Raw genomic sequence first — 24,188 nt, forward strand, 5'->3', positions numbered from 1 at the left:
GAGGTTGCCATGCAAGAGATTTTCGACCCGACCACGGAACTCGCCGCGGTCACCGCACCCGGTGTGGAACCACGTCTGCTCCGCGCCGGACCGGAGATGGAGGATCTGGCCGCCTACCGGGCGAGCGGGGGTTACCGGCTGCTGGACTCGGCGGCCGAGCTGCTCGAGGAGATCCGGCACAGCGGCTTGCGTGGTCGTGGTGGGGCGGCGTTCCCGACGGCGATCAAACTGGGCTCGGTGCGCGACGCGCACCTGCGCGGCAGCGCGACCGTGGTCGTCGCGAACGGTGAGGAGGGCGAACCCGCCTCGGTCAAGGACCGCTGGCTGCTGTGCCGCCGCCCGCATCTGGTGCTGGACGGCCTGCGCCTGGCCGCCGCGATCACAGGTGCGAGCCAGGCCTACGTCTACATCTCCGACCCCGAGGCCGCACAGCGCGTCGACGCGGCGCTGACCGAGTTGGACGGCACCGACATCACCCGCGTACGAATCGAATTGGTCACCGTCGCAGCGGGTTACGTCGCCGGGGAGGAGACCGCGGCGATCCGCGCGATCAACGGCGGGCCGGCCAAACCCGCGGACAAACCGCCGCGGCCGTTCGAATCCGGCGTGGACGATCTGCCCACGGCGGTCTCCAATGTGGAGACCCTGGCGAATCTGCCCTTCATCCACCGGCACGGCGGACAGGCGTTCCGCGAGCAGGGCACGGCCGGATCGCCCGGCACCTTCCTGGTGACGGTCACCGGCGGCGACCGCGGCCCCGGTCTCTACGAACTCCCGCACGGCGCGCGATTCGCCGATTTACTCGCCTTACATCGGATTTCGCCGCAGGATGTGCGCGGGGCGCTGATGGGCGGCTACTTCTCCGGTATCGCCGATCGCGCCGTCCTGGACGCCACGCTGGATCACGAATCCATCCGCGGCCTGGGCTACGGCCTCGGTTGCGGCGCGATATCGCTGATCACCGACGAATGTCCGGTCGCCGTGGCCGCATCGGTGCTCGGATATTTCGACCGGGAGAACGCCGGACAGTGCGGTTCCTGCTTCAACGGCACCGCCGCCATGGCCGCGGTGGCGGCCGCACTGCGCGACGGGCGTGCCACCGACGCGGATATCCAACGCCTGCAACGCTGGTCGGTGGTGCTGCGCGGGCGCGGCGCCTGCGGCACCCTGGACGGGGCATGCAATGCCGCCGCCACCCTGCTGAGCCGGTTCCGCACCGAGGTCGACGCCCATCTAGACGGCCGGTGCCCGGATTGCGCACAGCGAATCTACCTGGCCGATCGGCCGTTCGACGCGCGAGAGGTACTGGTGCCGTGAAGATTCGACTCGACCGGACGCTGTGCGACGGATTCGGCATCTGCGCCAGGCACGCACCGGGATACTTCTCCCTCGACGACTGGGGTTACGCCTCGCTCGAGGGCGACGGCGTGGTCGACCCCGCCGACCGCGACGGGGTGATGCGCGCCCTGCTGGACTGCCCGGCGCACGCCATCATCCGGCTCGCGGAACCCGAAACCTGATCCGTGACACCGGTTTCGGCCACGGTCGCCCGGTGGCGCCGAGGCCGGGCGGCCCTCGCGGACCGGCGCCGATCGGGCACCCCGACGCCCGGTGCGTCGACCTGACCGCCTCGACTTCCGCAGCCGGCCGCTCGAACTCGTCGTAGTGGCGCCTATCCGCGACAGTTCCCGGGTATCCGGTTCCGGGCACCGTGGCACCGCTGCCGGTACGCGAGGGCCGCTGCCGAAACCTGCTGTATCACGGCACGAAATGCCCTGTGGCCCGGCGTATCTCGCCGGGCCACAGGGCATCTGAAGTCTCGCCGAAGCTCAGCCCGCGCTCTTTCCCGTGTCGCGAGCACGCCAGATCTGGACCGAAAGGGTCGACATGTCCAGGGTAGGACTGAGCTTTATCTCCCCGGTGGCCGCCTTCGCGCCGAACGCCGCGGCCACCTCCTCCGGATCACCGCTGAGCTCGTACACCGCCAGATAGCGGTGCGCGGGCTCACCGCCGCCGCCCAGGGCGCTGGGCACGAGATCGTACCGCTCACCGCTCACCACACCGGGCACCTCGAGCACGTCGGCGAGGTGCTGGTTGTCGTACCAGTCGTTGAACGCATCATCCTGTCCGGCAACGGCATTGGAGAATACGAGCATCTTGGAGTTCATGACGGAGATCCTTCCGGTTCAATCGCTGGCGGGAAGCGGCTTGGCTTCCTTGAGCGCCAGCGGCGTCGCACCGATGCTCAATGTGCCCGCACCGGCCTTGGTCACCAACACCTCGGCGCCGGACTCGTCGACGTACCGCTTACCCAGCAGATTGCCGTCGCTCAGCTCCGCGGCCGCCGACAGGCCCGGTTCCGGCTTCCCGTCGATCGGAATCATGCGGACACCTCCGGCGCGCAGATCGTCGAGGCTGTCCGAAGCCCGCACGACGATCACCTCCGTATCGCACACCTGGCTCCGTAGCCGATTGCCGTTCTTGACCATTGCGATCCTTTCCTCGGCCACGACGACCGCGTTCGACTTCGCTCCGGCACCACCTCGGCGGCCGGATGCCCCTCCCACTGCGATATCGCCATTCTCTCTTCAGGAGAATAACATATTCGTCACTTGGTGAGATCGGCGCCGCCCCACAGCCCGGTCAGCAGCAATTCACCGCAGTGGAACACCTCCACACCGCTCACCTCGGTCACCGGCTCACCCGCGGCGGCCAGCGCGGCACTCTTGAACGCCCGCGCGGCGGCACTGAGCCGATGCTGGGCCAGGTCGAGTCGTCCGTCGAGTTCGGCGGGCAGATCCGCGCCCCACAGCGCCACCTCCGTACGGCGCTGATCGAGCGAGTCGAGCACGCCGCGACGCACCCGCGGATCGTTCGCCATCAACTCCGGCGCCACGGCCACCGCATGCGGCCAGATGTCGTGCACCGGCGAGGCCAGCGAATCCTCCAGATCCAGCACCGCCGCGCCCAGAATGCGCAGCGGGCGCGGGTCGGCGGTCTCGGCCAGCAGGGCGGTGACCTCCCAGCCCGCCATGGACCGGTCGTACATCCAGCCGCCGACGTACCGGACGGCCTGCACCACATCGGACGCGACGACCGCGAGCCGATATCGCAGCAGGTGTCTGCGGGCGTGCGCCCGCCGGCCCGCGACCGAGTTCACCTCGCCGGAAGCCTGATCGAGCGGCCCGGATTTCTGTGCAGCCATGACGTCCACCACTCACAGCGCGCGATTGCGCGAAACCTGCGCGGTCGCCTGTGCGAGCGCCGTGTTGACCTCCTGGACGAAGCCCACCAGCCTCGCCAGACTCTCCTCGTCCTGTGGCAGGGTTTCATCCAGCGCGGCGAGCTCACCGAACAGCGGGGCGATGGCCACCTCCGCGCGCACCGCGACCAATTCCACCCACACCCTGCGGCGATCTTCCGAATCACGGGTCCGCCGAACGTAACCCGCGCGCTCGAGCCGGTCGATCACAGCGGTGATCGCGCCGCCGCGCGCTATGCCCAGCGACTCCGCGAGCCGGCCGGGCGTCAGCGGCCCGCGCATCCACAACAGGTTCAGACAGGTCAGATCCGCGACGGTGATACCGAGGTCCGCCGCGACCGCGGAATAGAGCACCACCGTGCGGGTGGCCTGGACCCGCATGGCCTCGCGGAGCGCATTCAAGGTCTCCGCCCGCGCGCTGTACGTCATCGTCCGCACGTATCTCTCCGTCCATCCGGCCCTGCGGGAACTCCGACGAGAACGACACCGGCCGAAAACACCTCCGACAGCGAACTCGTATAACTGAAATGAGAATATCATTCTCTCGAACGATGATGGATAGTTTCGATCACGATCGGACCCGACTTCGGCCGCCGCATCGCCCCGCCCACCCTGGCGGCCGAGCGGGGCGCGAGAGTATCATTCTCCTTGATGGAGATTGTTCGTCTCCAAGAGTCAGCCGAGGTCGACCCATACGACATTCCGCACGAACTAGCGAGGAGTCCCGTGAATATCGACGACATGATCCTGGTGAGCATCGACGACCATGTGGTCGAGCCGATTCACATGTTCGACGGCCATGTCCCGAAGAAGTGGGCCGATCTGGCCCCGAAGGTGATCGTCGATGAGAAGGGCATCGACCGGTGGGTCTACCGTGACCGGCCGACCGGCGTCACAGGTCTCAACGCCGTGGTCTCCTGGCCCGCCGAGGAGTGGGGTTACGATCCGGCCGGCTACGCGGAGATGCGGCCCGGGGTGTACGACGTGCACGAGCGCGTCCGCGATATGAACGCCAACGGCATCCTCGCCTCGATGTGCTTCCCGACCTTCGCCGGATTCAGCGCCGGACATCTGGCCTTTTTCAAGGACGAGATCACCGTCGCGATGATCCAGGCCTACAACGACTGGCACATCGAGGATTGGGCCGGGGCATACCCGGGCCGGTTCATCCCGCTATCGATCCTGCCGCTGTGGGATCCGAAGCTGGCCGTCGCGGAGATCGAGCGAGTGGCCCAGAAGGGCTGTCATTCGGTGTCCATGCCGGAACTGCCGCATCTGGACGGCCTGCCCAGCTACCACGACATCGAGTACTGGGGCCCGGTGTTCCAGGCGCTGTCCGACCACGGCACCGTGATGAATCTGCATATCGGACAGGGCTTCCGGGTGTTGAACCTGGCCCCCAACGCGCCGATCGACAATCTGATGGTGCTCGCGCCCAGCGTCTCGCTGATCGCCGCCCAGGATCTGCTGTGGGGCCCGGCGTTCCGCAGCTATCCGGGGCTGAAGGTCTCGTTCTCCGAGGGCGGTGTGGGCTGGATCCCGTTCTTCCTGGACCGCTCGGACCGGCACTACACCAACCAGCGCTGGCTGCGCCGCGACTTCGGCGGCAAGCTGCCCAGCGAGGTGTTCCGGGAGCACACGGTCGCCTGCTACGTCACCGACAAGACCTCGCTGAAGCTCCGGCACGAGATCGGCATCGACAACATCGCGTGGGAGTGCGACTACCCGCACTCGGACTCGATCTGGCCCAACGCCCCCGAGTTCGTGCTCGCGGAGTTGCAGGCGGTCGACGCCGACGATTCCGACATCGACAAGATCACCTGGCAGAACGCCTGCCGCTTCCTGAACTGGGATCCGTTCGCGCACATCCCGAAGGAGCAGGCGACCGTCGGCGCGCTGCGCGCGCAGGCCACGGATGTGGACACCTCCACCACCTCGCGCAAGGAGTACGCGGCGGCCTACGCACAGCGGGCCAGCTGACCCGGGCGCGCAGCTATCGTGAACCCGGCGCCGGACAACTCTCCGGTGCCGGGTTCACGCGTTGTCCCGGTGCCGCACGGCACCGCGGCACCCCATGAGAAAGGCACGATCATGGAGCCGTCGGGGTACATCGACTGGCCGGACTACCGCGTGGACGTGCGCCGGGTCCGCAATCTCATCCGGGTCACCGCCGGGGACCGGGTCCTGGCCGAGACGCATGCGGGGCTCCTCGTCGCGGAACAGGATCACGGCATCGCGTTCTACATTCCCCAGGACGATGTGCGTTTCGATCTGCTCGTCGCCGACCCGCTGACCAGCCGTTGCCCGTTCAAGGGCACCGCGCGCTACTGGCGCGCGCTCGACGGTGACGAGCCGATCGCCTGGGCGTACGCCGAACCGTATCCCGAGGTCGCGCTGATTCGCGGGCACATCGGATTCTATCAGGACCGGGTGCGCGTGGAGGTGGGCGTCGCCACGCCCAGCGTCAGCGCACCCTATGCGAAAGATCGCTGACCACAGCCGGTTCCGGCCGCGACCAGTAATCAGGGCAGGTCCACCTTGCTGGCCAGCCACTGCCCGCCGACCCGGTCCATGGTCATCAGGATGCGATTGCGGTCGACCCGGGGAGTCGGATTGGTGACGTTGGTGATCTCCGCGTCGACGAACAGCATCACCACGGCGTGATCGCCCGATACGGACTGCACGCTCGCGGCCACCACATGCCCCTTGCTGACCGATTTCGCCTGCAACAGAAGTGGTTTGAGCTGAGTGGCGGACTGGCTGTACATATCCTTGAACTGCCCGGTCGCCCCGTTCAGCACGGTCCCGAAGTCGCCGTCGATATGCGCGGAGTCGATACTGGTCAGCGCGACGGCGTAATCCTTCGCCGCGGCCATGGCGGCCTGTCCGGCTGCCGCATCGTCGTTGCGCGCCTTCAGTTTCCAGCCGAACACCGCCGCGCAGACCACCGCCGCCACGAGCAGGAGCAGCAGCACGGCGGTCACCGGCCGGGGAGTCGGAGGCCGCCGGCGGAAGCGAGGTTTCCCCGCGGTGTCGGCGGCTCCGTCCGATGACGTTTCGGAATTGTCCTCCGTGCCCGCCGAATCACCCTCACCCGCAGCACTTTCCGATTTTCCGGCCAGCGCTGCACCGGCCGCCGACCCATCCGAGGCCACATCCCCGTCTGTCGATGATTCGGCGGTCCCGTGAACTTGCTTCCGGGCCGAATCCGGCACCGCGGAAACGGAATCGGATGTGTGCTTGTCGACCGGAGTCGAGTTGTCGTCGCCCTGCTCCGACAGCTCGGCGTCCTCGTCCGGTGTCACCACCGTGGTGCGGTCGTTCATCGGTATCTCCAATCGTCGGGTCACCGCGACGCGTCAGCCCTACGCGTGCGGGCCGCCGTACGGGGTGGGAATGGACAGCGGGCCGGTCGGCGTCGGATCCGATCGCTGCAACGGATTCGAGCCGGGAGGTGCGGTGGCGGTGTTGTCGCCCGGCGGCCGGGGCGCATTCGCCGCGCCGCGGACCAGATCCGGGGCCGGGCCGGTACACCGCGCGTTCAGGTACGGCTCCGGCGAGTCGGGCACCGATCCCGGCAGCCGCGGCACGTTGTAATCGCAGGGGGTCCGGGGATAGACGCTCACCTCGGCCCAGACCCCGCCATCGTGGAAGGCCGAGGAGATGGCATCGAGTGCGGAGCCGGCGCGCTGCTGCGGCCAGAAGAACTCGTTCAGCGCCGGGATGTGCAGGTACGCCATCTGCGCGGTGGTCGTCAGATTACCGAGCAACTGCACCATGGTCGGCGAATTGTCCGCGATGATCCGATCGAGGGCGGTCGTCATACCCGGCACGGTGTTCACCATGGTGCGGTAGCCGCCGGTCATCGAGCCGACCCCGGCCATGGTCTCGGCCAGATTCCGCGACGTCACCCGCAGCCCAGGGCTCACCCGGCTCATCGTGGTCAGCACCGTCTTGCTGTTGTGCAGCATTGAAACCGTCTGCGGCAGAACCGAATCCAGCGTCGAGAGCATGAACATGCCGCCATCCAGGATCGCGGTCAGCTTCTCCGGCCCCTTCGGCCCCACGCCGAGTTCGGCCTCGATGGCCTTCAGTTTCGCCGGATCCATCTGTTGCAGCGGGCCGTTGAGGTGATCGAGCAGGGTCGCCAGCGGGACCGGAGTCGAGGTCCGCTCCGGGGAGACCACCGCGCCGTCGGTCAGATAGGGGCCCTTGTCCGTCGTGGGCAGGAAGTCCAGATACTGCTCCCCCGCCGCCGACAGGGCCGCCACCCGTACATTCCCGCCCACCGGAATATGCACCCCATCGTCGATATCGACGACGGCGACGACCTTGTCACCGTCCACACCGACCGACTGCACGCGGCCGACCGGCACACCACGCAACGTCACGTCCTGATTGGGCAGCAGGCCGCCGGACTGTGCCAGCTCGACCCGCACGTGGAACTGCGAATGCAGCGGATCGATCTTCAGCGACCCCAGCAGCAGATAGCCCGCGCCGACCACGAACACCATCGTCAGGCCGATCATCGAGGTCAGCAGCCGATGCCGGGCGAGCTGCCGCGCGCCGAGCACCAGAACTCGCGCGGGCGGTTCGAACACTTCGGAGATACTCATCGTCTCGGTCCCGTCACTCGTCCCGGGATGGCAACCGGCCCCGGCCCGGGCACCGGTCCCGGTGGTGTCACTCGGTTCTTCAATCTGTTCAGGCTGTACTCCAGCGAGCCGACGAAATTCGTCCAGTCGGTGGGTGTCGGCGCGGTGGCGCCGGGATCGCCCGGATACCCGGGATCCGCCCCCGCCCCCACCGCCAGGCGAGCGATATCGACGTTCACGTGCGCGGACTGGGCATCGGTCACCTTCACCACGATGGGCAGGATCGCGATGAGCGGATCCAGGTTCGCCTTCGGATTGTTCGCCGCGGCATTCATATTGGCGGCCATCTCGTTGACCGATTTGATCAGGCTGAGGTCGTTGGTGCCCTGCACCGAGGGATACCGCGACAGCTGCGCGCTGATCCGGTTCAGCTGTCCGACCAGGTCCACGATCTGCTGGGTGTTGTCGCCGATCACCTGCAGCGCCGGCCCGGCCGCGGCGACCGCACCGTCGACATCGGGCCGGTGCGCGGCCAGGGTCGCGCTCAAATCCTTTGTGGTGGCCAGGATCCGGCGGATCTGATCGGTGCGGGCCAGCAGACTGTCCACCAGCTGACGGGTCTGCTGGATCATGGTGGCCAGGCGGTCGCCGCGTCCGCCGACCGCCTCGCCGAGACTGTTGGCCAGGGCCGTGACGTTCTCGATCGCCCCGCCGTTCACCAGCAGGGCGGCGCGAGTGAGCACCTCCTCGATGGTCGCGGCCGCGGCGGTGGACTGTTCGGGAATGCTCGCGCCGTCGGCCAGCCGGGGAGCGTCCGGGTCCGGATGCGCGGGCGGGGTCAGCGCGACGAAGACATCGCCCATCGGTGTGGCGGAACGCAATTCGGCCGATGTGCCGGCGGGCAGCAGCACCACGGCCTTGATCCGCATGTGCACCACGGCCGTGTAGTTCTTCGCCTGCATCGACTCGACCTCACCGATATCGGCGCCGTTCAGCCGAACCTTCGCCTTGGTGGGCAGATTGAGCGCGTTGGCGAAGGTGGCCGTCAGCGAGTACGAATCGGGGCCGACGCCCGGGGCGGGCAGCGGAAGCTTGTCCAGGCTCACCGAACACGCGGTGGTCGACAGCGCCACCGCCGCGGCGAGGGCGGCGGCGCGTCGTCTCGGTCCGAATGTCATCATTTTTTCGGTATCCCTTGCTATTTCGCCGGGGCTCCCGCCATCGCGGTGAGCATCTGGCCGATGCCGAAGTCCGGCCCCATATCGCGCATCGTGCCGGTCGCGCAGCCCAGATTGTGCAGTTGCAGTAGGTTGCAGACCTCCTTGACCATCTGGCCGTCCAGCAGGAATTTGTCCAGGCCGACGGTGCCGCGCAACGCGCCGTTCTTGGTGTCCAGCGCGTTGTAGACGTTGTCGGTGACCATCGGGAAGATGTCCAGGAACTCGGCCAGATTGTCGTTGTAGTCGGCCATCGACTTGGTGACGGTGTTGGCATTGGTCGCCAGGCCGTGCAGATTGTCCCGGTTGCGCTGCAACAGATCGGCGACCTGCACGAGAATCTGGCCGAGTTTCTTGCCGGTGTCCCCGCTGCCGAGGTGCTGGTCGGCGAGAATTCCGCTGAGTTGGTCCACGCCCGAACCGAATTGGCGGATCTGCTGATCGTTGCGGGACGCGGCCGAACTCAGCGTGTCGAGATTGCGCACGATCGTGGTCACCGCATCCCTGGTCGCGGCGCCGTTGTCCGAACCCAGACGCAGCGCGCGGGACAACTCGGTCATCGCATCGCGCATCTGTTTGCCGTTGCCGGTGGCGATCTGCGAGCTGACATCGAGCAGGCCCGCGACCGGGCCGTTGCCCTTACCATCCCCGCCGAGGGACTGGGACAGCTTGTCGGCCATCGCCAACAGGCTGTCGAACTCCACCGGCGTGCGGGTGCGGTCGGCGCCGAGCACCGCGTGATCGCGCAGGGTCGGGCCGCTGTGGTAGACGGGCGTCAATTCCACATGCCGATCGGTCAGCAGTGAGTCCGAGACCGTGACCGCCATCGCGTCGGACGGAATCTTGACCCACTTGTCCACCTTCATCATCACATCGACGTGCGTCGGATGCGGGGTGACCGAGACGACCTTGCCGACCTTCATGCCCAGCACCGCAACGGTATTGCCGTTGTACAGACCGTTGGCGGAGGTGAACTGCGCGGTGACGGTGATCGAGGAATCGACCAGACCGCCCACCGGGCCGCTCGAGCATCCGGCCACCGCGACACCGGCGACCAGCACGACCAGCAGCTTCAACACGCGACTCACAGAACTCACCTGCAGTCCTTCAGGTACGGAGGACGATTGACCTTCTGGGCGTATCCGCTGAGTGCGCACATGAACGAGTCGATGAACGCGCCGTCGGGGCCGTTGCCCACCAATTCCTGACCGGTTCCGGTGGCATTGGCGAACAGCCGCCACGGCACCGGAAGAATCTGGAACAGATTGCGCAGCAGATCGTCGTGACCGGCCAGCATTCCGGTCATCTGGCGCAGATTGGTGAGCAGTTGCTGGATCTCGGCGCGGTCGCCCACCGCGATCGGCTCGAGCTGCTGGATCAGCGTGGTAGCGGCGTTGAGCAGATTCACCACCGCCGCCTGCCGGGAGATGATCTGCGACAACACATCCCGGCCCTGTTCGATCAACCGGGCCAGTTCGGCCTTCTGCTGCACCAGCACGTCGGTCACCTGCTGGGTGCTGGTCAGCAGCGAACCCAATTGGTTGCGCCGATCCGCGATGACGGTCGCGAGATCCTGAACGTTCCGCAGTACCTCGGGCACCAGTTTCGGCGTCCCCTGCAATTGGGTGCTCAGATCCTGCATGGATTTGGCGATCCGGTCGGCGTCGATACCGCCGAAGGTGGTCGTGGCATTGGCCAGCGCGGTCTGCAGATCATAGGGAACTTCGGTGTCGGACAACGGAATGACGTTATCGTGTAGATGTCCCTGCCCCGCGGGCCGCAATTCGACGTAACGCGATCCCAGCAACGTGGTCAGTTTGATGGCGGCCTTGGTGTCCTTGCCCAGCGGCAGATTCGGCTGCAGTTTCATGGTCAGCACGACGTGGTCCCCGTCGAGCCGGGTTCCGGTCACCGTGCCGACCTGAATACCGGCCAGCGTCACCGCATCACCGGCCGAAACCCCTGCCGCCTGAGCGAAATCCGCGGTATAGGTCTCATCGCCCAGGTGCAGGGAGTTCACGAAGACCGTGATGCCGACGACGACCGCGAGGATGACCATCGCGGCAACGCCGACGCGGAGTCTGCCGTATTCCTCGAGCGGACGCCCGCGCATCCGCTGCCACATTTGCCTCAGTCGTCTCACCATAATCCCTATCGACAGATCGCCGAATTCTCGACCTTGCCACTCGGCGTCGTCGCCCCGAGGATCGCCGACATCAGCGGATCGATTCCCGGCACGGCGCTCACTTGCACATTGCAGACGTACGCGTTCAGATAGGCACCGGTATCGGTGATGCGGGACAGGCCTTTCAGCATGTACGGCAGGTTGAATCCCAGATACGCGAACTTCTGCTTGTTGGTGATGAAATGTTGTGCGAATCCCGGCTGGCGGACGACGAAATCGTTCATCGTCGGCGCCGCGCCGCGCACCACCGCGGCCGCCCGGCCCACGACCGCCGAAATCGAGCTGACCTGCCCGAACAGCGCGTCGCGATCTCGCGAGAGGCCGTCGAAGATCCGGCGGGTCTGCTGCACGACCGTCTGCAGATTGCCGCTCTGTTTCGCCAGATCCGACATCACCCCGGACAGATTGTCGATGATCTGCCCCAGGATCTGGTCCGGACCCGAAAACGCTTGTGCCAGTGCGGAAGTCTGGGTGATCAACGAGGTGATCGCGCCGTTGTCGCCCTGTAGCGCGCGGACCACCGCGGCGGTGATGTTGTCCACCTGCTGGGGATCGAGCACGCTGAACAACGGTTCGAATCCGTTGAGCAGCTTGGAGATGTCGAAGGACGGCTCGGTGTGCGCGAGCGGGATCCGCCCGCCCGGCCGCAACACCGACGGATCGCCGTAATTGCCCAGCGACAGACCGACATAGCGCTGCCCGATGAGGTTCTGGTACGTGATCGATGCGGAGGTGTTGCCGTACAGCACCTGATCGTGCTGCACCTCGAAGGTCACCTCGGCGTTCACCCCGTCGAGGTGGACCGATTTCACGCGCCCGACCCGCACCCCCGCCATCCGCACGTCATCGCCCGAATGCAGCCCGGACACGTCGGTGAACACCGCTGAGTAGGTATCGGTGCGCCCGCTCACGCTGCGCGCCAACGTGATATAGACCGTCCAGGTCAGCAGGATCGAGACCGTCAGGAACAGGATCAGGCCGATCAGCGGCTTACGGTAGCTCATCGATGCGCTCCTGACGGGTCGGCGGGCTGCGTATCCGAGGCCGGGGTTACCGTCACCGAGTTGTCTCGCAATAGCGGTCCGGCGATCAGATCCATTGCGGCATTGGGCTTTCCACCCAGAATCGAGGCGATCTGCTGCTGTTCGCGCGCACTGCCGACAGCACCGACGTTGCCGCCGGTATAGCTCGCCGGTGCGGTGTGCGGCGCGACGATGGTGGGCGCGCCGGCCGGGCCGGTGGCACAGCTCGGGCCGACCAGATTGCCGTATCGCGGGCAGTCCGCGCGAGTGTACTGCTTGTGCGGCGTGAGTTCGATGACCACCTTGGCGGTCATGTTCTGCACGTCGGGATGCCACAGCGTGCGGAATTTCGTCGACAGGATCGTCTCCGATGTCGTCATCTGCGTGAAATTCGAACTGCCCCTTGCGAATACATCCAGGACCGGGGAGAACTTGCCGGTGAGATTCGTGATGGTTCCGGTGTTGTGCTCGAGCGCCGAGGCGATCGTTCCCGTGGTGGTCAGCCCGCCACTGAGCAAGGTGGTCAACTGATCTCGCTGTTCGGCGACGGTCCGCAGCGGGGCCACCGCGTTGTGCACGGCGCTGAGCAGATCCGGCGCCGAATCGCGCAGTCCGGCCAGGGCGGCGGAGAGGGTGTCGAGGGTCGAGGCAGTACCGTCCGGGGCCATTACCCCATTGAGTGCCTGGGCGATCCGGGTCAGATCCGCGCCGGCCTGTGCGGCCTTGGCGCCGTGCCCGGCGGTGGCCTGTTCGACCGTGGTCAAGATGCCGAGCACGGGGTCGGATTGCGAACGTCCGGCAGCGGCGACGATCTTGTCCAGGGCGGTGAGCGAGGTCTGCAACCGCACCGTCGCCAGACTCCGGTCCTCCGGGATGTGCGCGCCCGAGGCCAGCGATTTGCCCTGCCCGTTGTAGACCAACTGCACCGAGGGCACCGCGAAGACGTTGCTGGGCACCACGCGCGCGGTCACCGTGCCGGGAATCCCGGAGGAGTACTGCGGCAGCAGGGAGATGTGCACGTGGTTGGGCCCACCGTCGGTGGCCGGGGTGACGCTGTCCACCATGCCGACCAGCACGCCCTCGTACTTCACATCGGATTTGGCGGGCAGGCCGTCGCCGACGTTGACCAGGTCGGCGGTGACCTGCACGGTCTTGTTGAACACGCCCTGGGATCGGGCGATCATCGCCGCCCCGATCAGCCCGAGCACCAGGAGGAATCCCAGCCCGCGCAGGAACAATTTCCAGTTGGCCAGTACTTTGCCGTCGGATTCGAATGCAATGGACATCGGCTACCCGCTGATTCTCGCGCCGGAGTTGAAACCCCACAGCGTCAGGGTCAACATCAGATCCACGAAGATCATCACGGTGATGCTCGCGCGCATCGCCCGGCCGGCCGCCACCCCGACGCCCTGCGGGCCGCCCGAGGCGTAGAAACCGAAATAGCACTGAATCGTCGTGGTGGTGATGACGAAAACGATCGCTTTCACCAGGGAATAGATGATGTCCGACCCGCTGAGCACCAGCCGGAAATAGTGTTGGTAGGTCCCCGGCGACTGTCCGCCCGCCACCCCGACGACGATTTCCACACCGAGATAACTGACCGCCAGACATGCCAGGTACAGCGGAATCATCGCCACGATCGAGGCCAGCATCCGAGTGGTGACCAGATACGGGATCGGCCGGATCGCGATCGCGTCGAGCGCGTCGATCTCCTCGGCGATCCGCATGGAGCCCAGCTGCGCGGTGAATCGGCAGCCCGCCTGGGCGGCGAAGGCGATCGAGGCCATGATCGGCGCGAGCTCGCGGGTTGCCACGGTCGAGGCGATCATGCCCGTCGCGGGGGCCATACCCAGCAGTTTCAGCGCACTGAACCCCTCGATGCCGACCACGACGCCCGCCGCGGCGCCGAGGACGAGAATCACCTGCGCCGTGCCGCCGCCGACGACGATGGAGCCATTACCCCAGGTCACATTGGACAGGATCTTCAGGAATTCGGCCCGATAATGCCGCAGCACCACCGGAATTCCGCCGATCATCCGGAACAGGAATGTGGCCATATAGCCCAGTCGCATGACCGGGACCGCCGCCGCGTTCCCGGCGACCAGCACCGGTTTCGTGCCCGGGAAATAATATCGTGATGCCATCAGAGTGTCGTCCTCGGAAGCAGCAGGGTGTACAGCTCGGTGAATCCGGCGTTCACGATCATCAGCAGCACGATGGAGGCGACCACCGCCGCGTTCACCGAATTCGCCACACCACCCGGCCCGCCCTTGGTGCTCAATCCCTTCTGGCACGAGACGATCGTGACGATCACCCCGAAGGTGATGGCCTTGACCATCGCCAGATACAGATCGCCGATGGTGGCGAAGGAGGAGAACGTCGCCAGATAACTGCCCGGGACGCCACTCTGGACGTAGACGTTGAACAGATATCCGCCGAGGAATCCGACGAAGCAGCTCAGCCCGGTCAACCCCATCGCGACCAGAATCCCTGCCGCGAGCCGGGGCACCACCAGCATCCGCAGCGCCGAGACGCCCATCACCTCCATGGCGTCGATCTCCTCGCGGATCGTGCGCGCCCCGAGGTCCGAGCAGATCGCCGAGCCGACCGCCGCCGCCAGCAGAATGGCCGTGACCAGTGGGGCGACCTGGCGGATCACCGCGAGCCCGCCCGCGGCGCCGGCCAGTGACGTCGCGCCGACCTGACCGGCCAGCAGACCGAACTGGATCGACATGGTGGCGCTGATCGGCAGGGCCACCGCGACGGTCGGGACATAAGCGGTCTTGGCCATGAACGTGGCCTGCTGCACGAATTCGCGGACGGGGAACTGCCCGGTGGCGATGTCGGTGCACAGATACCGGATGGCCTGAACAGCGAGAATGACCTGTCCGCCTACGGTTTCCAGGGAGGCGAGCGGGTGACGGCGCAGATAGCCGCCCGTCCACCGCTTGATCTCACCGACCGCCGACTGCCCGGTGGCATCCAGTCCGGCCACTGGTGCGCTCATCACGGCCTCGCTTCACTGGCAATGGATTCGGCACTGTCGGTCATCGTTTCCTCCCTGATCCGGCGTACTTCCATGCCGCAACCGCGGGTTGCGCGACCGACGCAGCATGCCGAGCGCTCGGGCAAGCACGAGGGCTGGCGTACTCGCCCGGCATCGGTGAGGCGGATCCGTCGGGGTTGCCCCGGCGTATCGTCTCCTCCTGGATTAGGAAGCGTCATTCTCGTCAGAAGAGAATGCCGCCTCCGTAACACAGTTACTGTAGCAACATTCGGCTCCGGGCAACACCCTCGACATCCACCACCCAACCCCCGATCGACACCCCAGAGTGCGCATCTAGTACCAAACCTGCACATTCTCCAGTTCGAGCCGGTGACGAGAGTAGCATTTCCGTATGAGGGAAGTTCCATTTTCACTTTGATTCCGACCAAGTCCGTAGGCAGCACCCGAAGGGGCCCTGGCAACACCTCGGCTGCCCCGCTCGCTCACTCGAAGCGGATGCGATCCACCGGCCGAGCACAGCTCGTCTCGACACCGGACCGATCCGCATGCCGGAGCCTTGCGACCCCCGCACCGCAACGCACCGGCACATCCGGACGATGTCGAATGCACATGACTGCCGACAGCACATGCGGGCGGATCCGCGGATGATGATCCACCCCGCGGCCCTCGAACGCTCGGCTATTGGGCAAACCCGCGCAAACATCCCCTCGTGCGGCCGCTCAGCGCGTCACGTCATCGTCCGCACCGGACAATCGCGAGCCATCGATCCGCCCCGGCGAGCTCGAACATCCAGAGCCCATCTCCGCGCCCTCCGCTGTGATCCGGATCGCGGAGCGTCCTGATCTGCCGCGGCGGCCGGTTCCGGCAAGTGCGGAGCAGACCCGGGCACGACACTCGGCCCCAGCCGCGAAAACATCACGCATCGCGGCATCCCGGCGGATCCAGCGCCCGGATCCGACCACCCGAGATGTCGCGATCTCGGGCACGGTCGGAGGACGGCTCGCGAACACGCAATGCCGCGGCTCCTACCAACGAGCGCGTGGGACGTCGAATTCGCTGCAGAGCGCGCGCCAGACATCGCGCGGATCGACGCCGTCCTCGATGGCCTGGGCGCCGGTGCGGCCACCCATGGCGAGTAGCACGTGGTCGGATAGCAGAACGTCGCCGCGGGACACCCCGAATTCGGTATGCAACAGTTCCTGGAATTCCGTCAACCGCACTGTGCCGAGGCTACAGGTCGGGACGCGGCTCAGCGGGAACGGGCGCGGTCCAGGACCCGATGACAGATCTCGACCGGATCGGCGACCTCGACGGCGGTCGCGGCGGCGGCCCGCGCCGCGGCGGTGAAGGACGGTTCCGCGAGCACCGTGCGCACCGCGGCCCGCACGGCCTCGCCGGTGAAGGGCCGCACCAGCATCGAACTACCTTGGCGCACCGCGCGATTGGCAAGTTCCCACTGGTCGCCCCCGCCGGGGACGGTCACGATCGGCACACCGGCCAGCAGCGATTTCGCCAGCAGCCCGTGTCCCCCGCCACCGACCACGACCGATGCGTGCGACAGCAGCTCGTCCTGGCGGCCCAGGCCCGCGGTCGCCCACGGCGGCACGTCCGCGGGCGGTGTGTCCAGGGTCGACACCGCGACCCGCACACCGGCCCCGTCCAGCGCCTCGAGCAGCGTTTGCGCCATCCCGGATACGCCGGTGTGCGCGGTCGAGGGGGCGACCACGACCAGCGGATCGTCCCCGGGCGGTAACGGCAGCACCTCGGTGGTCGGCTCCCACAGCAGCGGGCCGATCACGTGCGTGTCACGCGGCCAGTCCGGGCGCGGCACCTCGAGCGCGGGCAGGGTGGCGACCAGACGGGCGGCCGGACCCGGATCCTGTTCGGGCAGACCGACACCCGCGCGGGCGACCGCGCGCTGACGCTCACCGCGGGCGATCGCCCGCCCGGTCATACCGCGCAGCACCGCATCCCGCGCCCGTCCGCGCAACCCCTCCCCCGGTGCGAGCCCACTTCCGATGGGCGGCAACGCTTTCGACGGCAGATACAGCGGATGCGGGGACAGCTCCACCCACGGCACCCCGATCCGTTCGGCGGCCATCCCGCCGCCGACGGTGAGCACATCGGCGATCACCAATTCCGGCAGCATCGCCCCGAGTTCGGGCAGGATCTCGGTGGAGACGTGCGCGGCACGCTCGTGAATGCGCTGTCCGGCATCGAGGTCGTCGTCCTGCGGCCGTGGCGCCAACCCCTTCAGCCGCCGCACCCCGATCCCCTGCGCCCGCGCCGCGTCGAGCCAGCGTGGACCGGTGAACAGCACCGGCTCGTCACCCGCCGCCAGCAACCGCAGACACAGCGCGATCGCCGGAAACGCATGTCCCGGATCCGGTCCCGCGACCACAGCAACTCGCATCCGCCCAGCCTGCCATATCGTCGCGAGGGGGGTAGGCAGCCGGTCCGGCGACACCGCTTAGGCGGTACGCACACCAGCCGCACACCCCACCTCGCCCCGGCGCCGATTCCGGGTGTCGAGGCCGGCCGGCCGGTGCGGTCGCGAGTCGCCCAGTGGTACACCGGACCTGCGCCCACACCACCCGCCGCACACCCACGGCGACGAACTCGCAGTGGCTATCATGACCGCACAGCAGCGAGGAGGAAACGTGGCCGGGCAGACCGATCGGGGTGCGAGGCGAGCGGTTCCCGCCACCGTCGACGAGCTGATGTCCCTCCTGGCGACCTGCGCCGACGTCTGGGATATGCCCGATCACAGCGGCGATCCGGTCGACATCCTCGATCACGACCGCCAGTGCGCCGAACTGCTGCGCCGAGATCACCCCGAAGACGAGGAACTCCAGATCGCGGGCCTGGTACACGATATCGGCCATCTGCTCGCCCCCGGCGACGACGCCGGTCACGGACGCACCGGAGCGGCCGCGGTGCGCGAACTACTCGGCGCGCGAGTGGCCCGCCTGGTCGAACTGCACGTGGTCGCGAAACGCTATCTGGCGGCGACCGATTCCGCGCATGCGGCGAATCTGTCCGCGTCCAGCAGACGCACACTCGTCGCCCAGGGCGGCCCGATGACCGCCGCCGAGGCCACCGAATTCGAAGCCGATCCGGAATTCGCCGCCGCGCTGGCGCTACGCCGGGCCGACGATTCGGGCAAGGTCGCCGGGATCGCGGTGGCGCCGCTGGAATCCTGGCGTCCGGCGGTCGAGCGGGTCGCGGCGGCTCAGCCGCGGATGTAGAACAATTCGAAGCCGATGGCCCGCTCGGCGGGGAACCCCTCGATCGGCGCGGTCGCGCCCGCCACGATCGCCTGGGCCTGCACCGGAACCGGCGCCGGGCCCAGCGCCGCGAGGTAACGACCGTGGGCCAGAATCGATTTCGTCGCCGCATCGATCGAATCGGTGACATCGACGGCATGGGTGACGGCCGATCCGGTCACCGCGGCCCATCGAACCGTCCAGATCGGCAGGCCGCTCAGTTCGGTGAAGATCCACTCGTTGGCGGCATCGGCGATCGCATCGAGTGCGGCGCGACCGACCGCGCGATGATCGGCGCTGTTGGCGCGTCCGGGCGCCCAGGTGTCGTGAAAGTTGAACAGTACGACCATTTCCGGGCGATAGCGGCGGATCGCTCTGGCCAGATCGCGGCGCAGCGGCAGGCTCTCCTCGATCCGGCCGTCCGGGTAGTCGAGGAATTCCACGTCCTGCACGCCCACGGCCTTGGCCGCGGCGATCTCTTCTCGCTCGCGCAGCGGCCCGGTCTGCGCCGGGGGCAGCCCGGCGATCCCGGCCTCTCCGCGACTGGCCAACACGTAGCGAATCCGCTTGCCCTGCAAGGTCCATCGGTGCACCACGGCCGCAGCCTCGTACTCGATGTCGCCCGGATGCGCGACGATGACGAGTCCGGTCTGCCAATCCTCGGGTACCTGATCCATGGCTCCCATTGAATCATCGCACATGCGAACGGGCCGCACGGAATGGATTCCGAGCGGCCCGCGCAGCGAGATCTACAGCTTGTCGACCGTCGATTTCGAGCCCGAAACCGCCTTGTACAGCAGGTAGAGCCCGAATACGACCAGGCTGATCATCAAAATCGGGAACAGCGCCTTCACCAGCGCCCCGACCACGATCAGCACCAGCCAGACGACTGCGACCACGCCCAGAATCTTCCAGAACATGCTCATTTGGTCCATTCCTCCCGAAGGTTTCCGTCGAACCTCCGCTACGTGATCCGACACCCTCCATACTGCCGACACCGCCGTAGAAAATCACCAGGTCAACCTCGATATCAGGGTTAAATCAGGGTACTTCCCGAGGGCCGTCCCAGACCGCCGGCGCGACACCGACGGACGCGGACCCTACCCGCCGCCGACCGTAATTCCGGACGACCACGCCGTACGCACGGCGAGTGCCGAAGGAACCCGACGAAAAGCCGTGATTCCTCGATCCCCGTGGCGACGGTGGCCGCGCTCATCCGGTGAGCGTCTGTGTCCCCAGAACCGCGATCAGTGCCAAACGCTCGGCATCCTCGGTGCCCGGTTCGGCGGTGTAGATCATGATGCGCAGATCGCTGCCGGTGACGGTGAGAATGTCGCAGTCCAGCGTCACCGGGCCGACCAGCGGGTGATCGATGATCTTCGGGCCTGCATCACGGCGGCCGACCGCACCCGAATCCCAGATCTCCGCGAATCGCGCACTTCCGGTGCGCAGGGTGGTGATCAGATCCTGTAGCTGGCGGTCGGCCGGATATCGGGCCGCGGCGGTGCGCAGATCGGTCACCAACGCGGTTTCGTGGGCGGCAAGCGCCTCCGGAGTGCGGCGGGCGTGGGGCCCGGCCCCGAGGAAATGCCGCCACACCCCGTTGCGCTCGACGCCGGCCAACCCGGACTGATCGCCGACCAACGCCACATGCTGCGGGTTGGCGAGCAGAAGTTGCCAGGTCGCGTCGTAGACCGCGACCGGTGTGCCGGTCAGACGGTCCAGTACCCGCTGCACGCTGGCGGTGATGTGGCGCGGCACCAGGTCCGGATCCGGCAGCGGCAGGTTCGCCAACCGGAACAGGTGTGCCCGTTCGGCGACGGACAATCGCAGCGCCCGCGCGAGCGCCTCCACCACCTGCGCCGACGGATTCGACGCGCGCCCCTGCTCCAGCCGGGTGATGTAATCCACCGAGATCCCCGCCAGCAGGGCCAACTCCTCACGACGCAGTCCGGGAGCGCGCCGCCGCTCGCCCCCGGGCAATCCCGCGTCCGCGGGCTCGAGCCGGTCGCGCCACCGCCGCATCGCCGCACCGAATTCCGAGGTCGCCATGGGTCCAGTCTGCGACAACCGATCGCATCGTGCCTGGTATCGCCAGTCCCAGGACATACGGACGACTGGCTGAGCAGGCCGGGCGGGGTGAGCCTGGAGCCATGACGACAACATTGATCACCGGAGCGAACAAGGGCATCGGACTGGAAACCGCCCGGCGGCTCATCGCCGCAGGGCACACCGTCTACATCGGCGCACGCGATCCGGAGCGGGGCCGCCGGGCCGCCGAACAGGTCGGTGCGCGCCTGGTACAACTGGACGTCACCGATGACGCCTCCGTCGCCGCGGCGGCGAAGACCGTCGAGGCCGACGGCGGGCTGGACGTGCTGATCAACAATGCGGGCATCGAGACTCGCAATGCGGACAACAGCGTGCCCGGTGCGGCCGAGGTCACCGGCGAGATGATCCGAGAAGTGTTCGACACCAACGTATTCGGCGTCGTACGGGTGATGCGCGCCTTCTTGCCGCTGCTGGAGCGCTCCGCCGCCCCGGTGGTGGTGAATCTCGGCAGCGGCCTCGGCTCGCTCACCGCTGTCTCGGCCCCGGGCAGCCCCGCCCACGCCTATCCGGGCCTGGCCTACCCGACGTCCAAGACAGCGGTGAACATGCTCACCGTGCAGTATGCCAAGGCGTTCCCGGCCATGCGTATCAATGTCGTCGAACCCGGTTACACCGCAACGGATCTCAACGGCCACTCCGGCCATCAGACCGTCGAACGGGCCGCCGAGATCGTCGTCCGGATGGCCCGGACCCCGCCGGACGGCCCGACCGGAGGTTACTTCGACATCTCCGGGCCGTTGCCCTGGTGATGGACCGTTTCGGTACCGGTCACCGCTGTCTCGTGCACGCCGGTCAGTCCTCGAAGTTCCAGTAGCGCACGGTAATCGGCGAGATCGGATGCGGCGGCGGTCCGTTCGGCCACCTGCCGCGAGACCTGCCCCGGATCGACGGCGGAAGCGGCGGGGACGATGGCGGCGATCCTCGGCCGCGGGCCGACCAACTACCAGCCTCAGCTGAAATACGTTGCAGCGCAGCGAAACTGTCGCCGCCCGTGCTCGACCGGGATTCGGCGACTACCCGCGGAACCGGCTGTCCGCGAGGTCGGTCAGGGCCTGCGCCCAGCCGTCCAAGCGGTCGGCGGATTCGCGCAAGTTCAGCAGGGCCCAATCGGTTTCGGACAGGACGGCGGCGGATTCGGGGACCGCCAGGATGCGGCCGGCGGCGGCGACCAGGGCCTCGTATTCGATGACGCCCGAATCGAGCCGGGAGGTCACCGCGCGCACCTGACCGGACAGGTCCAGGCCCGGAATCGGATCAGCCTCACCCACCACGTCGGCCGTCTGCTCCATCGCCACGACGTCCGCGGCCAGGGCGTGCAGCGCCGCGGCGCAGGAGGCCGCGGTCTCGACGGCGTCGACGAGATCTTCCGCGGGCATCCGGCCACCCTGCGAGATGCGGCCGCTCAGGGCGTGCAATGCCGCCTCGGCGCGAACCAGGCGGGTGATCGGCGCACGCGCCGCCGACCGGACCGGCGGCAGTCGGCGCGGCACGAACGCCGCCCGCGGCAACGGATTTCGACGCAATCGCAGATAACTCCGGGTGCTGACGGCGGCCCCGGTCACCATGGCCGCCGCACCGCCGCCGAGGACGATCACCGCCCACGCCGGAGCCGAGACGACGGCGAGTCCCGCGGCGCCCAGGGCGGTGATACCGGAGGCGGCACTCCAGCGCATGCTGCGCCGCCGCGCACGCCTGCGCCGCCGCAACTCGCGCTCACGAGGATCGGCCCAGGCGCGCACGGCATGCATCGCGGTCTCCCCGGCCTCGCGCAGGGTGTCGGGCAGCCGCCGCGCCCGGTCGAGCTGCTCGGGCTCGATCCCGGACTGCGACAACACTTCCCGAACCACCCGCGAGCGCATCGCACCGGACGACCGGCCGCGGGTGCGGCCCGTCGCAGGCTCGTCGGCGGCCTGCGATTTCCCCATCACCTCGATGCCTTTCGAACTCGCCGGGCGAGCGCCCCGGGCACTACTGCTGCGGGTACTACTGCTGCGCGGCCTGACCGGGGTTGGCCTGCGGCTGCGCGGCGGCCGGATTCGGGGTCGGCGCGGCAACCTGCGGGGTGGCATCGCCCGCGGTCAGCGAGTCACCGCGCATCGAGGCGCGGATCTGCTCGAGCCGGCTGTGCCCGGCCATCTGCACACTGGCCTGCTGCACCTCGAGCATGCGGCCCTGCACCGAGTTACCGGCCAGCTCGGCCGCGCCCAGCGCATTGGCGTACCGGCGCTCGATCTTCTCCCGCACCGCGTCCAGGCTCGGCGTGCTGCCCGGGGCGGACAGCGTCGAATCCATCCGCTGCAGCGAGGCGGACACCTGCTCCTGCATCTTGGCCTGCTCGAGCTGGCTGAGCAGCTTGGTGCGCTCGGCGACCTTCTGCTGCAACAGCATCGCGTTCTGCTCGACGGCCTTCTTGGCCTGCGCGGCGGCCTGCAACGACTGGTCGTGCAGCACCTTCAGATCCTCGACCGCCTGCTCGGCGGTGACCAGCTGCGCGGCGAACGCCTCGGCCGCGTTGGTGTATTGGATCGCCTTGTCGGTATCACCGGCCGTGGTCGCCTGATCCGCGAGCATGACCGCCTGACGGGCGTTGGAGTTGAGCTTCTCCACCTCGTCGAGCTGACGGTTCAGCTTCATCTCCAGCTGACGCTGGTTTCCGATCACCGATGCGGCCTGCTGCGACAGTGCCTGGTGCTGCCGCTGAGCCTCCTCGATGGCCTGCTGGATCTGGACCTTCGGATCCGCGTGCTCCTCGATCTTGGAGTCGAAGAGGGCCATCAGGTACTTCCAGGCCTTGACGAACGGATTAGCCATCGATTGATCCCGCCTCCATCTGACGCGCCGCGCTCCAACGCGACTGTAGTGCGCGACCGTCACGCACCCCTGTGGTACCTATCCTCCATTGCCCGACGCCCCGGGCAAGCGAACTCGCCCGGGACCGATGCTCACTAGAGAATCTATCCGTTTCCGTTCCGTGGCACAGCCTCGTCGATGCCGATCACATAGCTTCGCCGATCGAATAACTTCCCCGGGTCAGTTCGCCTGAACCAGCACCAGCTTGTCCGCGGTCGGCGCGGGAATGACGATCCTGGTCTCGCCCGGGATCCGGGCGAAGGCCGACGGGGCCGGGGCGGCGGGCTCGGCCGGTACCGCGACCGCGGCGGCCGGCTCGGCCACCGCCGGTTCGCGCCGGGGGCGTCCGGCGGCGAAATCGTGCTCCGCCATGGTGATGCTCACATCGGACAGCACCTCGGACAACGGCACGTCCAGGGCCTGGCAGATCGCCGCCAGCAGCTCGCTGGACGCCTCCTTGCGGCCGCGCTCCACCTCGGACAGATATCCCAGACTCACCCGGGCGGACGTGGACACCTCCCGCAGGGTCCGGCTCTGGGCGATCCGAGCACGCCGCAAACTATCTCCGATTGCCTCTCGCAGCAGCGTCATCTCGTTCTCCTTACGGTTCATGCCTGGCCGGACCGAGCCTATGCAAGTGACAACGTCACATGCCCTCGGCTGGTTCCCATC

At 67.5% G+C, this 24,188-nt stretch carries 27 protein-coding genes and 1 pseudogene; 6 read left to right on the forward strand and 22 right to left on the reverse strand.

Annotated elements, in window-relative coordinates; genetic code table 11:
• The first annotated feature begins 9 nt into the window (after positions 1-9).
• Entirely contained in the window at positions 10-1,317 is a 1,308-nt protein-coding gene (locus tag NV1_RS08395) for an NADH-ubiquinone oxidoreductase-F iron-sulfur binding region domain-containing protein (RefSeq protein ID WP_067887486.1), read from the forward strand.
• Positions 1,314-1,508 (forward strand): annotated as a pseudogene (locus NV1_RS08400) (ferredoxin); the annotation flags it as partial. The gene NV1_RS08395 and the pseudogene NV1_RS08400, both read left to right, overlap by 4 nt.
• A gap of 321 nt (positions 1,509-1,829) precedes the next feature.
• On the opposite strand, the gene NV1_RS08405 reads toward NV1_RS08400, so the two are convergent.
• The 4 genes from NV1_RS08405 to NV1_RS08420 all read right to left on the reverse strand — a co-directional run bounded on the left by NV1_RS08405 (position 1,830) and on the right by NV1_RS08420 (position 3,691).
• The gene (locus tag NV1_RS08405; RefSeq protein WP_067887492.1) at positions 1,830-2,168 is read right to left on the reverse strand and encodes a DUF4286 family protein; all 339 of its coding nucleotides are present in this window, start codon (positions 2,166-2,168) and stop codon (positions 1,830-1,832) included.
• Between the two features lie 18 nt (positions 2,169-2,186).
• Entirely contained in the window at positions 2,187-2,489 is a 303-nt protein-coding gene (locus NV1_RS08410; protein ID WP_067887495.1) for a hypothetical protein, read from the reverse strand.
• A 119-nt stretch (positions 2,490-2,608) separates the two neighbouring features.
• On the reverse strand, positions 2,609-3,205 hold the full coding sequence (locus NV1_RS08415; RefSeq protein WP_245713610.1) for a hypothetical protein: 597 nt from the start codon (positions 3,203-3,205) through the stop codon (positions 2,609-2,611).
• A 12-nt stretch (positions 3,206-3,217) separates the two neighbouring features.
• Positions 3,218-3,691 (reverse strand): MarR family transcriptional regulator, encoded by a 474-nt coding sequence (locus NV1_RS08420; RefSeq protein WP_067887498.1) that lies wholly within the window; start codon positions 3,689-3,691, stop codon positions 3,218-3,220.
• Positions 3,692-3,988: 297 nt separating this feature from the next.
• Between NV1_RS08420 and NV1_RS08425 the strand changes: the two genes are divergently transcribed.
• Positions 3,989-5,242, forward strand: coding sequence for an amidohydrolase family protein (locus NV1_RS08425; protein WP_067887502.1), 1,254 nt, complete (start codon positions 3,989-3,991; stop codon positions 5,240-5,242).
• A gap of 111 nt (positions 5,243-5,353) precedes the next feature.
• A complete protein-coding gene (locus NV1_RS08430; protein WP_067887605.1) occupies positions 5,354-5,755 on the forward strand; it encodes a DUF427 domain-containing protein in 402 nt (133 codons plus the stop codon).
• Positions 5,756-5,784: 29 nt separating this feature from the next.
• Here the strand turns inward: NV1_RS08430 and NV1_RS08435 are convergent, their stop codons facing one another.
• The 11 genes from NV1_RS08435 to NV1_RS08485 all read right to left on the reverse strand — a co-directional run bounded on the left by NV1_RS08435 (position 5,785) and on the right by NV1_RS08485 (position 17,701).
• The gene (locus NV1_RS08435; RefSeq protein WP_067887505.1) at positions 5,785-6,588 is read right to left on the reverse strand and encodes an Rv1363c family protein; all 804 of its coding nucleotides are present in this window, start codon (positions 6,586-6,588) and stop codon (positions 5,785-5,787) included.
• Between the two features lie 39 nt (positions 6,589-6,627).
• Positions 6,628-7,878 carry an MlaD family protein gene (locus NV1_RS08440; RefSeq protein WP_067887508.1) on the reverse strand — a complete coding sequence of 417 codons (1,251 nt, stop codon included), beginning with the start codon at positions 7,876-7,878 and terminating at the stop codon, positions 6,628-6,630.
• A complete protein-coding gene (locus NV1_RS08445; RefSeq protein ID WP_067887608.1) occupies positions 7,875-9,035 on the reverse strand; it encodes an MCE family protein in 1,161 nt (386 codons plus the stop codon). Before NV1_RS08445 ends, NV1_RS08440 begins: the two co-directional genes overlap by 4 nt.
• A gap of 20 nt (positions 9,036-9,055) precedes the next feature.
• Positions 9,056-10,171 (reverse strand): MCE family protein, encoded by a 1,116-nt coding sequence (locus tag NV1_RS08450; RefSeq protein WP_067887511.1) that lies wholly within the window; start codon positions 10,169-10,171, stop codon positions 9,056-9,058.
• Entirely contained in the window at positions 10,168-11,187 is a 1,020-nt protein-coding gene (locus tag NV1_RS08455) for an MCE family protein (RefSeq protein ID WP_245713611.1), read from the reverse strand. Before NV1_RS08455 ends, NV1_RS08450 begins: the two co-directional genes overlap by 4 nt.
• Positions 11,188-11,225: 38 nt before the next feature.
• Positions 11,226-12,263: an MlaD family protein gene (locus tag NV1_RS08460; protein WP_067887518.1), complete on the reverse strand. Its 1,038-nt coding sequence runs from the start codon at positions 12,261-12,263 to the stop codon at positions 11,226-11,228.
• Positions 12,260-13,567 (reverse strand): MlaD family protein, encoded by a 1,308-nt coding sequence (locus NV1_RS08465; RefSeq protein WP_067887521.1) that lies wholly within the window; start codon positions 13,565-13,567, stop codon positions 12,260-12,262. The genes NV1_RS08460 and NV1_RS08465 overlap by 4 nt, the downstream gene beginning before the upstream one ends.
• A 3-nt stretch (positions 13,568-13,570) precedes the next feature.
• Positions 13,571-14,425, reverse strand: coding sequence for an ABC transporter permease (locus NV1_RS08470; protein ID WP_067887523.1), 855 nt, complete (start codon positions 14,423-14,425; stop codon positions 13,571-13,573).
• Complete coding sequence (locus NV1_RS08475; RefSeq protein ID WP_067887525.1) at positions 14,425-15,288, reverse strand: MlaE family ABC transporter permease; 864 nt, start codon at positions 15,286-15,288, stop codon at positions 14,425-14,427. Before NV1_RS08475 ends, NV1_RS08470 begins: the two co-directional genes overlap by 1 nt.
• A 1,025-nt stretch (positions 15,289-16,313) precedes the next feature.
• Entirely contained in the window at positions 16,314-16,508 is a 195-nt protein-coding gene (locus tag NV1_RS08480; RefSeq protein ID WP_067887527.1) for a DUF3046 domain-containing protein, read from the reverse strand.
• A gap of 29 nt (positions 16,509-16,537) precedes the next feature.
• On the reverse strand, positions 16,538-17,701 hold the full coding sequence (locus NV1_RS08485; protein ID WP_067887529.1) for a glycosyltransferase: 1,164 nt from the start codon (positions 17,699-17,701) through the stop codon (positions 16,538-16,540).
• 247 nt (positions 17,702-17,948) lie between these two features.
• Between NV1_RS08485 and NV1_RS08490 the strand changes: the two genes are divergently transcribed.
• The gene (locus NV1_RS08490) at positions 17,949-18,536 is read left to right on the forward strand and encodes an HD domain-containing protein (RefSeq protein ID WP_245713612.1); all 588 of its coding nucleotides are present in this window, start codon (positions 17,949-17,951) and stop codon (positions 18,534-18,536) included.
• On the opposite strand, the gene NV1_RS08495 is transcribed toward NV1_RS08490, so the two are convergent.
• The 3 genes from NV1_RS08495 to NV1_RS08500 all read right to left on the reverse strand — a co-directional run bounded on the left by NV1_RS08495 (position 18,521) and on the right by NV1_RS08500 (position 20,606).
• Entirely contained in the window at positions 18,521-19,231 is a 711-nt protein-coding gene (locus tag NV1_RS08495) for a PIG-L deacetylase family protein (RefSeq protein WP_067887531.1), read from the reverse strand. The two genes, NV1_RS08490 and NV1_RS08495, sit on opposite strands and share 16 nt — an antisense overlap.
• A gap of 72 nt (positions 19,232-19,303) precedes the next feature.
• On the reverse strand, positions 19,304-19,480 hold the full coding sequence (locus tag NV1_RS43350) for a hypothetical protein (protein WP_157116702.1): 177 nt from the start codon (positions 19,478-19,480) through the stop codon (positions 19,304-19,306).
• Between the two features lie 286 nt (positions 19,481-19,766).
• Positions 19,767-20,606, reverse strand: a complete 840-nt coding sequence (locus NV1_RS08500; RefSeq protein WP_067887533.1) for a helix-turn-helix domain-containing protein — start codon at positions 20,604-20,606, stop codon at positions 19,767-19,769.
• A 101-nt stretch (positions 20,607-20,707) separates the two neighbouring features.
• Between NV1_RS08500 and NV1_RS08505 the strand changes: the two genes are divergently transcribed.
• The gene (locus tag NV1_RS08505) at positions 20,708-21,415 is read left to right on the forward strand and encodes an SDR family NAD(P)-dependent oxidoreductase (protein ID WP_067887535.1); all 708 of its coding nucleotides are present in this window, start codon (positions 20,708-20,710) and stop codon (positions 21,413-21,415) included.
• On the opposite strand, the gene NV1_RS08510 is transcribed toward NV1_RS08505, so the two are convergent.
• From NV1_RS08510 to NV1_RS08525, 4 genes are all read right to left on the reverse strand, one after another.
• Positions 21,382-21,606, reverse strand: a complete 225-nt coding sequence (locus tag NV1_RS08510) for a hypothetical protein (RefSeq protein WP_067887538.1) — start codon at positions 21,604-21,606, stop codon at positions 21,382-21,384. The genes NV1_RS08505 and NV1_RS08510 overlap by 34 nt on opposite strands.
• Positions 21,607-21,679: 73 nt before the next feature.
• Complete coding sequence (gene pspM / locus NV1_RS08515; RefSeq protein WP_245713613.1) at positions 21,680-22,591, reverse strand: phage shock envelope stress response protein PspM; 912 nt, start codon at positions 22,589-22,591, stop codon at positions 21,680-21,682.
• A gap of 58 nt (positions 22,592-22,649) precedes the next feature.
• Positions 22,650-23,477 carry a PspA/IM30 family protein gene (locus NV1_RS08520; RefSeq protein WP_067887541.1) on the reverse strand — a complete coding sequence of 276 codons (828 nt, stop codon included), beginning with the start codon at positions 23,475-23,477 and terminating at the stop codon, positions 22,650-22,652.
• 219 nt (positions 23,478-23,696) lie between these two features.
• Positions 23,697-24,107 carry a helix-turn-helix domain-containing protein gene (locus tag NV1_RS08525; protein WP_067887615.1) on the reverse strand — a complete coding sequence of 137 codons (411 nt, stop codon included), beginning with the start codon at positions 24,105-24,107 and terminating at the stop codon, positions 23,697-23,699.
• Positions 24,108-24,188 lie beyond the last annotated feature (81 nt).

It is taken from the genome of Nocardia vaccinii NBRC 15922, assembly GCF_001613305.1.
Classification (GTDB): Bacteria; Actinomycetota; Actinomycetes; order Mycobacteriales; family Mycobacteriaceae; genus Nocardia; species Nocardia vaccinii.

Excerpts from the sequence above, each read along its gene's own strand:
- NV1_RS08440 (WP_067887508.1), bottom strand. The coding sequence starts at position 7,878 with ATGAGTATCTCCGAAGTGTTCGAACCGCCCGCGCGAGTTCTGGTGCTC.
- NV1_RS08485 (WP_067887529.1), bottom strand. The coding sequence starts at position 17,701 with ATGCGAGTTGCTGTGGTCGCGGGACCGGATCCGGGACATGCGTTTCCG.
- NV1_RS08430 (WP_067887605.1), top strand. The coding sequence starts at position 5,354 with ATGGAGCCGTCGGGGTACATCGACTGGCCGGACTACCGCGTGGACGTG.
- NV1_RS08505 (WP_067887535.1), top strand. The coding sequence starts at position 20,708 with ATGACGACAACATTGATCACCGGAGCGAACAAGGGCATCGGACTGGAA.
- pspM (WP_245713613.1), bottom strand. The coding sequence starts at position 22,591 with ATGGGGAAATCGCAGGCCGCCGACGAGCCTGCGACGGGCCGCACCCGC.
- NV1_RS08405 (WP_067887492.1), bottom strand. The coding sequence starts at position 2,168 with ATGAACTCCAAGATGCTCGTATTCTCCAATGCCGTTGCCGGACAGGAT.
- NV1_RS08475 (WP_067887525.1), bottom strand. The coding sequence starts at position 15,288 with ATGAGCGCACCAGTGGCCGGACTGGATGCCACCGGGCAGTCGGCGGTC.
- NV1_RS08520 (WP_067887541.1), bottom strand. The coding sequence starts at position 23,477 with ATGGCTAATCCGTTCGTCAAGGCCTGGAAGTACCTGATGGCCCTCTTC.
- NV1_RS08460 (WP_067887518.1), bottom strand. The coding sequence starts at position 12,263 with ATGAGCTACCGTAAGCCGCTGATCGGCCTGATCCTGTTCCTGACGGTC.
- NV1_RS08500 (WP_067887533.1), bottom strand. The coding sequence starts at position 20,606 with ATGGCGACCTCGGAATTCGGTGCGGCGATGCGGCGGTGGCGCGACCGG.
- NV1_RS08495 (WP_067887531.1), bottom strand. The coding sequence starts at position 19,231 with ATGGATCAGGTACCCGAGGATTGGCAGACCGGACTCGTCATCGTCGCG.
- NV1_RS08470 (WP_067887523.1), bottom strand. The coding sequence starts at position 14,425 with ATGGCATCACGATATTATTTCCCGGGCACGAAACCGGTGCTGGTCGCC.
- NV1_RS08435 (WP_067887505.1), bottom strand. The coding sequence starts at position 6,588 with ATGAACGACCGCACCACGGTGGTGACACCGGACGAGGACGCCGAGCTG.
- NV1_RS08420 (WP_067887498.1), bottom strand. The coding sequence starts at position 3,691 with ATGACGTACAGCGCGCGGGCGGAGACCTTGAATGCGCTCCGCGAGGCC.
- NV1_RS08445 (WP_067887608.1), bottom strand. The coding sequence starts at position 9,035 with ATGACATTCGGACCGAGACGACGCGCCGCCGCCCTCGCCGCGGCGGTG.
- NV1_RS08395 (WP_067887486.1), top strand. The coding sequence starts at position 10 with ATGCAAGAGATTTTCGACCCGACCACGGAACTCGCCGCGGTCACCGCA.
- NV1_RS08410 (WP_067887495.1), bottom strand. The coding sequence starts at position 2,489 with ATGGTCAAGAACGGCAATCGGCTACGGAGCCAGGTGTGCGATACGGAG.
- NV1_RS08455 (WP_245713611.1), bottom strand. The coding sequence starts at position 11,187 with ATGCGCGGGCGTCCGCTCGAGGAATACGGCAGACTCCGCGTCGGCGTT.
- NV1_RS08525 (WP_067887615.1), bottom strand. The coding sequence starts at position 24,107 with ATGACGCTGCTGCGAGAGGCAATCGGAGATAGTTTGCGGCGTGCTCGG.
- NV1_RS43350 (WP_157116702.1), bottom strand. The coding sequence starts at position 19,480 with ATGAGCATGTTCTGGAAGATTCTGGGCGTGGTCGCAGTCGTCTGGCTG.
- NV1_RS08465 (WP_067887521.1), bottom strand. The coding sequence starts at position 13,567 with ATGTCCATTGCATTCGAATCCGACGGCAAAGTACTGGCCAACTGGAAA.
- NV1_RS08415 (WP_245713610.1), bottom strand. The coding sequence starts at position 3,205 with ATGGCTGCACAGAAATCCGGGCCGCTCGATCAGGCTTCCGGCGAGGTG.